Here is a 13,537-nt window from a genome sequence, read left to right as displayed (position 1 = left end):
TGATCAGATTTTGAACGCCGCAGCCATGCGGTTCAATTCCTCGGCCAGTTCGGCCAGCGCGCCCGCCGTCGTCGCCGTTTCCTCGCTGCTTGCCGCCGTTTCTTCCGTCGCGGCCGAGATATTCTCGATGGCGGACACCACATCGGTCGCCTGGGCCGCCTGCTCCTCGCTCGCGGCGGCGATTTCCATCACCCGGCTGGCGGATTCGCTGATCATCGCAGCGATATGATCGAACGCTTCCCCGGATTTGCCGGTGGAGACCACCCCGGCTTCCACCGCTCTCACGGTTTCCGCCGTATTGTGCTGCATGCCCTTGATGATGCCTGCAATCTGTTTCGTCGCCTCCCCGCTGCGTTCGGCCAATTTCCGGACCTCGTCGGCGACGACGGCAAACCCGCGTCCCTGCTCTCCAGCCCGGGCCGCTTCAATCGCGGCGTTCAGCGCAAGCAGGTTGGTCTGCTCGGCGATATCGTCGATGACCTCGATAATTTCACCGATCCGGCTGGAGTCCTCTTCCAAGCGGAGGACCTGGCGGCTGACCGTCCCCATCTCTTCGATCGAACGCTGTACGACCGTCCCGCCTTTCGCGGCTATACCTGCCGTTTTGTTGGTCAATTCCGACGCCGACGCCGCGCTGGCGGCTACGGCATTGATCGCGCCCGACAGCTCTTTGAACAGCTCATTGATCGTCTGCACCGAATACGCCTGGTCTCCGCTGCCCGAGGCCAGCTCCTCCGCGCTTGCCGAGATTTGCTGGGAAGCGGCGGCGACCTGGGCGGCGTTTTGACTCACCTGTCCCAGCATGGAGCCCATGCTCCGGGTAATTTCTTGGAATACCCTGCCCAATACGCCGATTTCATCGCCTCGGCGCAGCAGCCTTTCCGGCAGCTCTTTCGTGAAATCGCCGCGGGCCATGTATTCCCCGACCTCCACGGTCCGGTTGAGCGGTTTAACGATACTGCCGGTCAGCCAGACGATAACCGCGCCAAGCAAGAGGGTGGTGATGACTCCGACGAGAATAATCGTGGTCAGCAGCCGATCCGAGTCCGCCGTAATTTCCTTCATGGGAATGACCGTAGCCACCGACCACGGCGTTTCGGTCTGTCCGATCGAGATCGGCGTGTACAGGAGATAGGACCCTTCCCAGTTTGACGAATAGCTGGCGCCGCCTTGAATCGAGGTCATAATGTCCTGTACATCCGCCGTAGGGAAAGCTTCGCTCAATTTCTTCCCGACGGCTTCCCGGTCGGGATTCGTCACGATGGTTCCCTCATGGGAATAGAGGTGGGCAAAACCGGTATCGTACAACTTAAACTGGCTCATCATCGTTTGCAGATATTCCAGCTCCAGATCCACCCCCACGACCCCGACGACCTTGCCGTCTTCTTTTACCGGCACGGTGATGGACGTCATCATGACCTCCTTCCCTTCAATGGTAAAGCTGTAGGGGTCCAGGATGACTTCCTTGCCGCTGTTTCGGGATAGCAGGTAGTAATCCCCCGCCCCCTGAACCTCATAATTCTCACTTGCCGTCAGCCTGGAGCCGCTTCCGGTTCTTTGATAGTAGGACAGCAATCTTCCGGTCTCGTCCGATCCGGGTTTGTTGCGGTAGGCTTCATCCTTGCCGTCGAACGCGTTCGGTTCCCAAACCGTCCAGGCCCCGATATAAGAGGGGTTGTTATCCAGCATATTTTTAAGCATCGCATTGACCGTTTCCCGGCTGACCGTATTCGTCCGCTTCATACTCTGGAACGCGTCGGCCAGGTTCCGGGCGGAAACGATCGTGTTGTCAAACTCCTTCTGTACTTCTACTCCAATCTTCTCCCCGGATACTTTGGAGAGTTCCATGGCTGAGTCGATCGCCTCGTTCCGAGTACTGATACTGACAAAGGTCACTAGGAAACCGAGCAGGAGAACAATAGCCCCGAGGATGGTCAGCAACATACGGGCTCTTAGTTTCATGGAGAATGCCGCTTGCTTTAATTTCACGTTAGACACCGCCTCATTATGAATTCAACTTGAACACCGAAATGGTATGATTCAGTTCTTCCGCCAGCCCCGACAAAGACTGCGCCGCGGAAGCGGTCTCCTCGCAGCTCGCCGCGGCTTCCTCGGTAGCGGCCGAAATACTCTCGACGGCAGCCATAACCTCGGTGGTTTGGGCGGCCTGCTGTTGGCTCGCCGCGGCAATTTCCGTCACTTTACCCGCCGACTCGTTGATTTTGTTGATGATCAATTCGAAGGCCTCGCCGGTTTGTTTGGAGTACGCCACGCCGTCCCGGGTCGCCTTGACGCTGTGACGCGTATTTTCCTGCATCCCTTTAATGATGGTTGTGATTTGTTTGGTGGCCTCTCCGCTCCGTTCCGCGAGTTTGCGGACCTCATCCGCCACGACCGCAAAGCCGCGGCCCTGGTCACCCGCACGAGCCGCTTCAATCGCCGCGTTCAGGGCAAGCAAATTCGTTTGTTCCGCAATATCGTCGATCACTTCGATAATTTCACCGATCCGATTCGAATCTTCCTCCAGCTTGGCTACTTGTTCATTCACGACATTCATCCCATCCACCGAAGAGCGGACCACTTTACCGCCCTGCTCGGCGATGTCCATCGTATCGGCGGAAATGTCCGACGCCTGTTCCGCAATCCGGGCCACAGAGTGGGTGGCTGCCGACAATTCTTTGAACAGCTCGTTGATCGTTTGTGCCGCGTGCGCTTGGCTGGTGCTTCCTCCGGCAATTTCCTCGGTGCTGGCCGAGATTTGCTGAGCCGCTGCCGAAACGCCTCCCGCGGAAGAGACCACACCGCCGACGATCGTACGCAGCCCGCCGATCATGTTGTTCATGGCGGCGGCAAGCTGTCCGACTTCGTCCTTGCTCGAGATGTCGATCGTGTCCCGAAGGTCTCCCTCGGATACCCGCTCAACAAGATCCACGACCCGGCGCAGCGGTCCGGAAATGCTTCGGGACAGCACAAGGCCGAAAGAGATGCTCAGGATAATGGAAGCCACCAGAACCAAGATCGTGATGTTCCTGGAAGTCTCATATAACTGCTTGCCTTCCACATTACGTTCCTCGGCCAGTTGGACATTTATTTTCACCAGATCCTGCAGGCCGGCCATCACTTCATCCCCGGTCGTTTCCAGATCCCCCTTCAAAAATGCAAGGAATTCTTCGGTTTTTTGCGCGTTGATAAGTTCCCTTGACTGGTCGACCAGCTTCTTATAAGACTCCCAGACCGGCACGAATGCATCCAGCATCTCCAACTCTTTGGGGGTCAACACGGTCCCTCTGTACTGGGCGACGCTTTGGTCGACCTCGCTCATGAAGCTGTCGATCTTCTGGCTGTATTCCTCCCGATCGGCTTGCGTCTCCGATAACAACCACATATCGCGGATGTTTACGCGCAAACGCTGGTACATCCCATAGGCGTCGGACACGTCTCTTACAGTAACCAAATTATTGTCATACATATCCGAAAGGCTGTCGCTCATCTTATTCAAACTGTTCAAACCAAAGTACCCCACAAACACCAGCATGACAGACATAAACAAGAACCCCAGATTTAGCTTTGCTGCAACCTTCAAGTTACGGTACCATCCCATGTCTTATCCCTCGCTATCCTCGTCTTTGATCTGCTCCAATTCCGCTTCCAAGTGCTCCAAGATCTTCTCGAGATCTTCCCCCGACAAGTGTTCGTTATGATGAGAACGAATAAAATTCACTGTGATACCCGCCTTTGCCTCTTGTTAAGCTCCCAGGGTCTTGCGAATGGATTCCAGCACCCGTTCTTCCTGAAACGGTTTCACAATAAAATCCTTGGCCCCCGCCTGGAGGGACTCTACCACCATTGTTTGCTGCCCCATTGCCGAACACATGATGATCTTTGCGTTGGGGTCCAACTTCTTGATTTGTCTGACAGCCTCCACGCCTTCCATGATCGGCATCGTGATATCCATCGTCACCAAATCGGGTGACAAGCTGCGATATTTCTCCACCGCTTCCTGCCCGTTCTCGGCTTCGCCGACAATCTCGTATCCGTTTTTGCTCAATATTCCCTTTAACATCAAACGCATAAATGCGGCGTCATCTACAACCAATATCTTTTTCATCAAAATTTCCCCCTTAGCCTTGAAGCAATAATATGGTGTTCACCGGTCCGACAGCCTCAAGCTCCACCGCGATTTTAATTCCCCGGTTAAAGCCGTACATTTGCATTTGCCCCACCATGATGGTCGGCGGCGTGATATCGATGCGCTTTCCGCGGTTGGCGAGCAGAGTGGACGTGTTGCCGGCAATCATATTGGCCATTTCCCCAACGAAGCTGTGGAGCATCTCTCCTTCCAGCGGCATGCCGAACATACTTTGGCTTAAATGCGTAAAAATCCGGCTCTCCCCTTCGATAATCAACCGGCCTTCCAAGTCTCCCACAATACCGACCAAAACGCCGACATCGCTCTGAATCAAGGTTTGGCTGAACAAAAGAGGCGCACCCACTTGGATTGGACAAGAGAATACATGCTGCATCGATTCTATGGCGCTGTTAAGCAGCTCCGTCGCCCCGTCATACTTTTGCACTATATTTTTACCTTCTTTCTGTGAGGAATGTCCTAAGTTATGTTTGATTTTCATGATACACGCGCCCCGACCCACGGTAACCGAAAAATTATTGCGGGGGTCCGCAAAAAAATTGCGGAATTATAGAGAATTATGTATATAAATGCGGAATTATGTCGAAAAAAAAAAAGCCCCATAGGGACTTTTTACAGGACTTTAGAACTATTCAACCAGGCGTTATGATCTTGGGGGTACAGAAAAATCGGAGTCGGATAGCAGACCCAGGTTTTTAGCTTTCATAGCCGCTTCGATTCGGGATTTCACCCCCAATTTCTGAAAAAGACTGGTCAGCGTATATTCCAACGACCGTTGGCTCACCAGCATATTCTCGGCGATTTCTTTGTTGCTCTTGCCTCGGGCAATCTGTTTTAAAATATCGTATTCCTTGTTCGAGATAACCCCGATCCCCGATCCGCCCCCGGTCGCTTCCGCTTCTTGCACGGAGATTCTCCTCAGCTGTTTCACCAGCGTCAACGGCAGCACGGCCTCCCCGCGCAGAGCGCAACGTACCGAAGTTACCAGCTGCTCTTTATTCGAGGTCTTGAGAACGAAGCCGGAAATACCGGTCTCCACCATTAAATTGAAGTGATGGGTAAATTCAAAACCGGTATAGATCAGAACCGCCGTGTCCGGAGCGATAGCCAGCATTTGTTTGGCCAGGTCAATCCCGTTGAGGTGCGGCATGTGCAGATCAATCAGCATCAGCTCATACTCCTGCCGCCTGACCAATTCCATCGCTTTCTCCGCCGTTTCCGCCAGGTCAACCGCCATGTCCCCTTCCTGCTCCAGCAAGACCTTCGTCCCCGCCATCACGGCGGGATGGTCGTCCACCAGTAAAATTCTGATCATTTCCGCTTCCTCCTTGATTATCCTGTTGTCGATCGGACCGGAACCGAGATTCGGATAAACAATCCGCCCTCCGCCGGAGAAGCGAATGCAATACATCCTTCCATACTGCGAATCCGCTCCTTCATTCCGTATATCCCCATGCTGTTAAAGGTGTTAGCCGTCTTGTCCACATCCATGCCGATCCCGTTGTCCTCATAGTGCAGGTTTATCCGGTCATCCTCGGAAAACAATTTAATGACGACGCGGGAAGCCCCGGAATGCTTGGCTGCATTGGACAACATCTCCTGTACGGTTCGGTACAACCCGATAATGACATCGTCATGGATGACGTAGCCGAGATCCGAGTAGTCAAACTGGATGGCGTAATCGGTACGCATCTGGGTAAATTCAAACAGGGCTTCCAACGACCGCTCCAACCCTTCCTCATGTAGCAGCGGAGGACGAAGCTCGTTGCAGGTAATGCGAATCTGGTATACGACATCCAGAAGCCCTTGCTCGATTTCCTCCAGCTGTTCCCGATACCGGGCCGGAAGATCGGCATTGGCCGATAACTGGTTCAGCCGGCGATACCAAATGATCTGCTCTTGCAGGGCCGCATCGTGAAGATCCTGCGAGAGCCGCTTCCGTTCATTTTCGGACAGATGAAACATAAAGCGCAGCAGCCATTGCGGCATCATTTGTCCGGAGGCCAGTTGATCCACATTCCTTCTTAAGTCTTCAATCACCCGGAAGTTATCGTACAAAACGTTCACGTACCGGGAGAGTGTCTCCAGCCAAACTCGCTGCGCCTGAATTAAGAGCAGCGCCGAGCTTTCCCCCACGCACAGAATCCGGCTCTCTCCGTTCATTTCCCCGATTTTGACATAATGCCCGTCCAAGGTATCGATCAGTTGGCATAACGGCAGCCGGTCCGGCCCCCGCTCCCGAATGCTCTGCAGCACGCCGTCGGGAACCTCCTTGCCCCCGTGGGTGACCACCACTGCGCCATCCGCACCGATCTTCATCAGACTGATTCGGCACGTATCCAATACCTGCCGGGCCTCCCTTACCAACCGGCCGTTTAACTCCTCCACTTTCACCACACCGAACAGATCGGACGAGAACTGGTCCAGGCTCATTTGCAGCCGGAAATACCGGTCCTCGCTCTCCCGGATTTTCTGTTCGGCCGTTTGCCGTTCTTCTTCGGCCTTTTTTCGCGTCGTCACATCCCAAACCATCGTCATCGCGGTCCCCCGTCCCAAATGAGGGAGGCCGGTCGTGACCGACTCCACCTCCAGGACACCGCCGTCCTTGCGGATCATCCGGTGTTGGATCAGCGGCGTGTTGCCCTGGCCTTCCAACTGCCCGGATATGCAGGTCATGACCTCTTCGACGTCCTCCGGCCCGAGGAGCTCCATCAACGTCAGGCCCAGCATCTCCTCCGGCATCTTGGCGCCATATAAGGCCGTCCCCGCCGGATTGATATAGGCGATCTTGTAATTATGGTGCAGAATAATGGAAAGCGGGGACAACTCGACCAGGTGACGGTTGAGTTCCTCGCTGGCCAATAACGCTCTCTCCGCCATCTTTCGCGATGTAATGTCTTCAAAAACAATCTCGACGGAGGCATGGGCCGGGTCATAAATGCCGACGACCAAAGCCTCCAACTTCTCCACGTCCGTCCGCACGAGGGTCATCTCTTCCGGCGGAAGCGAACCGTTCCGGACCAAGTCCCGCATCAGCGCTTCGGCCCAATCCCGATTTTCCTCGCTGACCCAATCCCAAGGCGTCGTTCCGACGACATCGGACAGTTTGGAGGCCCCCAGAATCCGCAAACCTTCGGGGTTTACATAAATGATCAGACCGTCGTGGCACAAAGCGATAGCGACAGGGGACAGCTCAACCAGCCTGCGGTACCGTTCCATGCTCTCTTTCAATGCGGTCTCCACCTTTTTGCGCTCGGAAATATCGTAAAATACGTGAACGGTAGAACCCGAAGAGGCATCGTACACCCCGGTGACCTCCGTCTGGATCAGTTGACCGTCCCGTGACAGCACTTGGTATTCGATGGCTTCCCCGTACTCCTCTTCCACAATGACCCGAATACGCTGCCGAGCCTTCTCCCACTCTTCGGGAGGCAGAATACAATAGATCTCCTCCCCCACGATATCATCCAGCTTCTCCACACCGAGCATCCGCAGTCCCGCCGGGTTGACGTAAGTCAATCGCCCGTCCTTCTGCACCAGCAGCGGATGGGGAGAGAGTTCGGTCAGCCGGGAGAAGCGATGTTCAAACTCCAGCAATTCCTTCTCGATCTTTTTCTTGTCCGTAATATCGGTGAGAATGCCGTCGAGCCGGACCATTTGCCCAAATTCATTCATGGTAGGAATCATCCGGAACTCCATCCACCGGATCTCGCCGTTGCCATGGACGATACGGTAGGAATCGACGACGGTTTCCCCCCGGCTTACCCGGTAAGCCATCGTATGGAGGCGATCCGTGTCTTCCGGATAAACAATTTGCTCCCAAGCCGATCTGCTCGTAAAGTCCTCGGGAACATAACCCGTAATTCCAATAAAGGCTCTGGAAATAAAGGAGACGCTGTCCGTCATGCTGTCGTAAGACCACGTCCCCAAATTTATGTTATTCAGCATATCTTCCATTAGGCGGGCCCTCCGCTCCGCTTGATCGAGCTTGGACGAAAGCTCTCTCAGCCGCTTGCGGTACCTCTGCGCCAATCCGAACGAGCCGATGAGAAAAATGATGCCGACCGTTACGACGATTCCCCAACTTAAACTGTTCAACCCGCTCTCTCCTTTTTCGTCGATGTCCGCTGTCTAGCGGCGGGTCTACTAACTTTTCGTGATTATTTATAATTTTTATATCGGTTTTTGCCTCGGTTTTGCTAAGACTGGCGAGGAATTATAACTATAGGAAATTATGGGCAAACCGGGGCGCAGAACAACAACTTTACCGGGCTCTTTTGCGTTTTACATAAAGTAGGTAGAAAAGGAGGTTCCTTCATGAAAAAAAAGAGAACTGCTCTATCCAAGACCGCCTTGGCGTGTCTGGTTCTTTCCCTCGGAACCGCAGGAGCCTTGCCCGGTCTGACCGCCCCGCAAAAGGCCGCCGCTGCGGCGGCGGTTTCGGCGAATCAAAAAGTCGTCTATTCCCTTAAGCACCCCGTATTTAAGCAATCCGGCCAGCTGTATGTTCCGCTGCGGGACGTCGCCGAGCTGTTCGACCTGCACCTGACGTTTAACGCACAGACCAAGGCTCTGGAGCTTACCGGGGTCAGCCAATATGCCAAGCTTCAACCCGGAAGCGCCCAAGCCGTCGGAAAGAACGCGGTTCCCGTTTCCCTGGGCGCCCCCGTTCAAGTTAGATATGGAGTGACTTACGTGCCCGCCTCCCTGTTTTCCAAGCTGTTCGGCATTCCGGTAAACGCCGCGGGACCGAAGAAAATCAGCTACACCTATTCTTCGAAATATCGGCTAACTCAGACCGGCGGTATGCTGTTCTGGTTAAATCGGCAGCAGGGCGTCCTTTATGGCGGGACGACCGGGCAGCTTCCCTCCCGGCTCGGTACCGTCCATATCGAAATCCCCGATGAATTGAACTTGAGCGCGCGTCAAGTCGATGACACCACCTATATTGTCGATGTCGATAACGCTTATGGGGAACCGCATATTTTCAGCAGCCTTCACCGCGCGGTCATCCACAGCGGCGCGATTGTCGCCCAGTCCAGCCTGTCTTACGGGGGAGGCCTCTCCCAAGTCCGTATAAAAAACGCCGATCTCTCCCATGACGGAAAAATCGTGCTCAACGAAGGCCAAACCGCGCAGCTTGTCACGCCGGACGGCAAGGTCGCCGAAACGATCGACCTGGAAAAAAGCGGCGGCCCGGACGACGAATACGGCCTGGAAGCCGTCGAGCCCGACTTTTTGCTGATCCGCCCCTTCTCCACCGGCGCTCTGCTTATCGTGGATCGCGCGACCGGTAAGGCCACGCCGCTTCACCGGAAGCTCCTGGATCAAGCCAGCAGCAAGAAAATCGAAGGCGGCGACTGGAACTCCGGCGACGGGCTGATTTACACCGGCCGGGACGGAAACCGGCTGAACTTCCAGTGGGCTCTGCCCGGCTCCGGCACGCCGCCCGAAACCAAAACATATGAACTCGGCAAATCCTAAGCGGTGATGAGTATCCCGCAAACCAAAAAAGGAGGTTGGCCCCCGTCATACCCATGACTCGGGGCCAACCTCCTTTGTTATTAGGCTTCCAACGCCGCCTTCAGCTCGTCGGGCGAGCGTTCCCACCACTCTTGATTCGTATCGATCAACAGCTGTTTCAAGGCGTTCTTTTGCTCCGCCGAAAGGCCGTCCAGAATAATGCGGCGTTTCAACGCGTAATCCATCTTGTTTACATGATCGGCGAGAATCTTCCACCCGCGGCGCGCTTCGGAATCGATCCACATTTCACAGGCCGTAAGCCCGCCGTAGAATTGGCCCTCCGGCGAACGGTCCACAGCGACCCACACGATCCAAACCTGGCGGCCGGCCGGCACATCTTCGCGGTTGGTGGAGAATTTGATTCCTTTCTCCACTTTGCTCTTGGCGTGCATCGCCCCGATATCGATATAAGCCTCATTGCCGTCGATGATCACCGGAGACATGCTGTTCAAATCGATCGAGCCCGCGCCAAAGCCCTTATGCTTGCTCTTCTCCTCATTGCTGATAATGTTCAACGCAAATATCTTTTTGCCTGTTTTCTGCGATTCCGATTTATTATCCATAATTCCCTCCCGAGTCGTCCTTTTCTTAACGCCGATGTTTATGCCAAGCGGCGGGAAGCCGCCATTTGCGCGGGTTTCATTCATTTATTTAATTTTAGCTAATAATCTCCCAAATGCAAACATATACATGCTGTAGATGCTTGTCAACGGGAGGTATCCATTGTATGACCCGACGTAGTTTATTCATCGGCATTTCCTTTCTCGCCCTGTGCCTCATCGCCGGTACCATCCGGTACACGCTGAGCCCGGAGCCTTCGCACCTTTCTTCCTTTGCGTCCAAAAAGGCCAAGCCCCTGGACTCGGCCAAAACCGGGCCCGCCCCCGCGCTCCCTCTGACCGAAAGCATACAACATCCGACGGCGGAGGTGCTCAGCGACCGGATTACGGAATATCACATCCAGGTGCATCTCGACGAAAAGAACCAAACGCTCATCGGCACCGAAACGCTAACCTGGACACATCCCGGCAAAAAATCCGTGAACGAGCTTTATCTGCATCTGTATCCCAATGCTTTCGCCTCCGGCGAATCCACTTTTATGAAGGAATCCGGCGGGAAGCTGCGCGGAGACCTCATGCCCAAAGACGGATGGGGCGGCATGGAGTTGACGGAGATCCGCACCACGGACGGTATTTCCCTGCTACACCGGCTTCAATACGTTCAGCCGGACGATGGAAATACGCATGACCGGACCTTGGCGAAAATCCGTCTGCCCGTGACGGTACGCGGAGGCGAAGACCTTACTTTAAAAATTCAATTTAAAGTGAATCTGCCAAAGGTGTTTGCCCGTATGGGCACCGCCGGCGATTTTGTCATGGCGGGCCAATGGTTTCCCAAAGTCAGCGTATATGAACCCGCCGGGACGCGCGGCCGTCAAACGGAGGGCTGGAACCTTCACCAATACCACGGCAACTCGGAATTTTACTCCGATTTCGGCATATATAGCGTAAGCATCAATGTGCCCGAAACGTATACGGTGGCCGCGACCGGATTCCAGACCAAGCCGGCGGTTCGCAAGGACGGCCGGAAGACGGTTCAATTCTATGCCGACGATGTCCACGATTTTGCCTGGTCGGCTTCTCCCCACTTCGTTTACGCCGAAGAGCCGTTTTCCTCGGCGGAGGTGCCGGGAGTCCGGATCAAGCTGTATCTCGATCCGGCTCACCAGGATCTGAAAGATCGGTATTTCTACGCGGCCAAAGTGGCCCTCTCGAATTTCAGCAAGTGGTACGGGCGCTACCCTTACTCTACGCTGTCCGTCGTCGTTCCGCCCGCACAGGGCAACGGGGCCGGCGGCATGGAATACCCGACGCTGGTCACGGCCTTTGGGGCGAACAGCGAATCCCCGGGTTACGATGAGCTGGAACGCACCGTGATTCATGAAGTGGCCCACCAGTTTTTTTACGGAATGGTGGCCAATAACGAATTTGAAGAGGCCTGGTTGGACGAAGCCTTCGCCTCCTATGCGGAGGACAAATTGATGGAGCAGGAATTCGGGATTGCGCCGAATCTGCCGCTGCAGGCCGCGCTTGTCTCCAACCCGGCCCCCTTGGCGCAAGTCTCCTGGAAGTTTGGCTCCAGCGATATTTACGCCAAAAATGTATATTCCCGGGGACAATTGATTCTGCTGGATATCGAGCGCCAGGTTGGAGCCAAAGCCATGAAGCGAATCCTTTACAATTACAGCCAAAAATTCCGGTTTAAACACCCGACCACCTCCGATTTCCAACGCATTGTCGAGCAGGTGACCGGCCGAAGCTGGAAGGCTTATTTTAACCAGTATGTATACGATGGCAAAATGGCCGATTTTTCGGTGGATCGCATAGCGGTCCAATCCATTGCCGGCAAGAACGGGGCGGCCCTGTATGAATCGAAGGTTACGCTAAGCCGCCGGGGCGGAAGCGCCCCTAAGGTTCCGCTCCTCTTCAGCTTCAAGGACGGGCACACGGTCCGCAAAGTCTGGAACGGCGAAGGTGAAACCGTTCAGATGACGCTGCGGTACAAGGCACCTCTGGACTGGGTGCAGATCGATCCCGATTATTCGCTCGTTCTTGAGAACAAACATATCAACAACTACATGAGAGCGGAGGTCGCCGAACCTACCGGAACCCGGGCTACGCTTGGGGTCGTAAAGCTGCTGGAAGCGATGCTGGGGGCCCTCGTCTGGTAAGCCGCAAAACCGAGCCTATGCTTTTTGTACGCAGCTATCCGTGATGTTACGCTCACGAAACTAGGCCTATGCTTACGAAGTAAGTTCTGTACGCAGCTATCCGTGATGTTACGCTCACAAAACTAAGCCTATGCTTACGAAGTATGTTTTGTACGATGCTATCCGTGATGTTACGCTCACAAAACTAAGCCTATGCTTACGAAGTATGTTTTGTACGATGCTATCTCCAGATGTAACGCTCACAAAACTTTTAGGAGGGAAAATAATGACCTACGTACGGAATGGATGGGGGCTTGTTCGAAGCCAATTTCCCTCTGTAATCATCCTGTTTCTGTACCAACTGCTTTGGGGATTGTTCTTCTATCGGCTGATTCACTCGGCCGTTATCGCTCTGCTGTCGCGGTATCCCGATCCCCCGCCGAATGAAATGAGCCGGGTTCTCTACATGATCGAGGGGCAAATCGAGCTTGGACGGAACCCGGCCATCCACCAGCATTTGTGGATGCTGCTAGGCCTGATTGTCTTACGTCTGCTGATGACGCCGCTGTTCCAGGCCGGTATTCTTTACGGGCTGAGACCTCCGGAGGAGCAAAGGTCCGGGCTTCCCCTCTTCCGCGGGATGAAGGAATTCTGGAAGCCAGTCACCCTCTTTTTCCTGTTAGAGTTGATTCTGCTCGCCCTGCCCGGGCTATGGGTGGTCCCCCAATTGGCGACCCTCTTGCCTTGGCTTGTCCCCGAAAGCGGGCGAATGGGGCCTCTGCTTGCGATGGTCGGGCTGCTGACGGGATGGGCCGTCTACGGCTGGGTCATTCGCCAAGTCCTGCTGTTCTCCCAACTCGGCTTCCTGTTCAAGGAGGGGATATGGAACTCTCTACTAATCAGCCTTCGACACCTGCTGCCCGGCATCGCCATATCCCTGATTCTCGGCACGGCCGGAGCCGCCCTATTTCTCATCTGCGGGGCCTTCTCTTGGATCTGGACCGGGTTGACCGCTATGATTTTGCAGCAAACCTATCCTTTTATTCGCAGTCTATTGCAAATTTGGTCGGTATCCTCTCAATATGAGCTCTGGCAAACCAAGTTACATAAAGGTTAAATTTTTTTCACTTTTGTGCAGCCCTTGCGCCACAAGGCCT

At 54.6% G+C, this 13,537-nt stretch carries 10 protein-coding genes; 3 read left to right on the top strand and 7 right to left on the bottom strand.

Annotated features, from left to right (window positions below):
• Positions 1 to 3 precede the first annotated feature (3 nt).
• The 6 genes from FRY98_RS17805 to FRY98_RS17780 all read right to left on the bottom strand — a co-directional run bounded on the left by FRY98_RS17805 (position 4) and on the right by FRY98_RS17780 (position 8,245).
• Positions 4 to 1,989: a methyl-accepting chemotaxis protein gene (locus FRY98_RS17805; RefSeq protein ID WP_170287116.1), complete on the bottom strand. Its 1,986-nt coding sequence runs from the start codon at positions 1,987 to 1,989 to the stop codon at positions 4 to 6.
• A 16-nt stretch (positions 1,990 to 2,005) separates the two neighbouring features.
• Positions 2,006 to 3,601: a methyl-accepting chemotaxis protein gene (locus FRY98_RS17800; protein WP_148454369.1), complete on the bottom strand. Its 1,596-nt coding sequence runs from the start codon at positions 3,599 to 3,601 to the stop codon at positions 2,006 to 2,008.
• Positions 3,602 to 3,745: 144 nt separating this feature from the next.
• A complete protein-coding gene (locus FRY98_RS17795; protein ID WP_373317769.1) occupies positions 3,746 to 4,108 on the bottom strand; it encodes a response regulator in 363 nt (120 codons plus the stop codon).
• 13 nt (positions 4,109 to 4,121) lie between these two features.
• Entirely contained in the window at positions 4,122 to 4,574 is a 453-nt protein-coding gene (locus FRY98_RS17790) for a chemotaxis protein CheX (protein WP_148454365.1), read from the bottom strand.
• Between the two features lie 216 nt (positions 4,575 to 4,790).
• Positions 4,791 to 5,462, bottom strand: a complete 672-nt coding sequence (locus FRY98_RS17785) for a response regulator transcription factor (protein WP_148454363.1) — start codon at positions 5,460 to 5,462, stop codon at positions 4,791 to 4,793.
• A gap of 17 nt (positions 5,463 to 5,479) precedes the next feature.
• Entirely contained in the window at positions 5,480 to 8,245 is a 2,766-nt protein-coding gene (locus tag FRY98_RS17780) for a PAS domain S-box protein (RefSeq protein ID WP_148454361.1), read from the bottom strand.
• Between the two features lie 219 nt (positions 8,246 to 8,464).
• Between FRY98_RS17780 and FRY98_RS17775 the strand changes: the two genes are divergently transcribed.
• Positions 8,465 to 9,631 (top strand): copper amine oxidase N-terminal domain-containing protein, encoded by a 1,167-nt coding sequence (locus FRY98_RS17775; RefSeq protein ID WP_148454359.1) that lies wholly within the window; start codon positions 8,465 to 8,467, stop codon positions 9,629 to 9,631.
• An 80-nt stretch (positions 9,632 to 9,711) separates the two neighbouring features.
• On the opposite strand, the gene FRY98_RS17770 is transcribed toward FRY98_RS17775, so the two are convergent.
• Positions 9,712 to 10,233 carry a YwhD family protein gene (locus FRY98_RS17770; protein WP_148454357.1) on the bottom strand — a complete coding sequence of 174 codons (522 nt, stop codon included), beginning with the start codon at positions 10,231 to 10,233 and terminating at the stop codon, positions 9,712 to 9,714.
• A 164-nt stretch (positions 10,234 to 10,397) separates the two neighbouring features.
• Between FRY98_RS17770 and FRY98_RS17765 the strand changes: the two genes are divergently transcribed.
• Both FRY98_RS17765 and FRY98_RS17760 read left to right on the top strand, forming a co-directional pair.
• Positions 10,398 to 12,401, top strand: a complete 2,004-nt coding sequence (locus FRY98_RS17765; RefSeq protein ID WP_148454355.1) for a M1 family metallopeptidase — start codon at positions 10,398 to 10,400, stop codon at positions 12,399 to 12,401.
• Between the two features lie 265 nt (positions 12,402 to 12,666).
• On the top strand, positions 12,667 to 13,497 hold the full coding sequence (locus FRY98_RS17760; RefSeq protein WP_148454353.1) for a hypothetical protein: 831 nt from the start codon (positions 12,667 to 12,669) through the stop codon (positions 13,495 to 13,497).
• The last annotated feature ends 40 nt before the right edge of the window (positions 13,498 to 13,537 follow it).

This window comes from Paenibacillus faecis (assembly GCF_008084145.1).
In the GTDB taxonomy this organism is placed as follows: domain Bacteria; phylum Bacillota; class Bacilli; order Paenibacillales; family Paenibacillaceae; genus Fontibacillus; species Fontibacillus faecis.
Note: the sequence above shows the minus strand (reverse complement) of the source record. Positions and strands in the feature narration are given on the sequence as shown.

Excerpts from the sequence above, each read along its gene's own strand:
- FRY98_RS17800 (WP_148454369.1), bottom strand. The coding sequence starts at position 3,601 with ATGGGATGGTACCGTAACTTGAAGGTTGCAGCAAAGCTAAATCTGGGG.
- FRY98_RS17785 (WP_148454363.1), bottom strand. The coding sequence starts at position 5,462 with ATGATCAGAATTTTACTGGTGGACGACCATCCCGCCGTGATGGCGGGG.
- FRY98_RS17760 (WP_148454353.1), top strand. The coding sequence starts at position 12,667 with ATGACCTACGTACGGAATGGATGGGGGCTTGTTCGAAGCCAATTTCCC.
- FRY98_RS17765 (WP_148454355.1), top strand. The coding sequence starts at position 10,398 with ATGACCCGACGTAGTTTATTCATCGGCATTTCCTTTCTCGCCCTGTGC.
- FRY98_RS17770 (WP_148454357.1), bottom strand. The coding sequence starts at position 10,233 with ATGGATAATAAATCGGAATCGCAGAAAACAGGCAAAAAGATATTTGCG.
- FRY98_RS17795 (WP_373317769.1), bottom strand. The coding sequence starts at position 4,108 with ATGAAAAAGATATTGGTTGTAGATGACGCCGCATTTATGCGTTTGATG.
- FRY98_RS17775 (WP_148454359.1), top strand. The coding sequence starts at position 8,465 with ATGAAAAAAAAGAGAACTGCTCTATCCAAGACCGCCTTGGCGTGTCTG.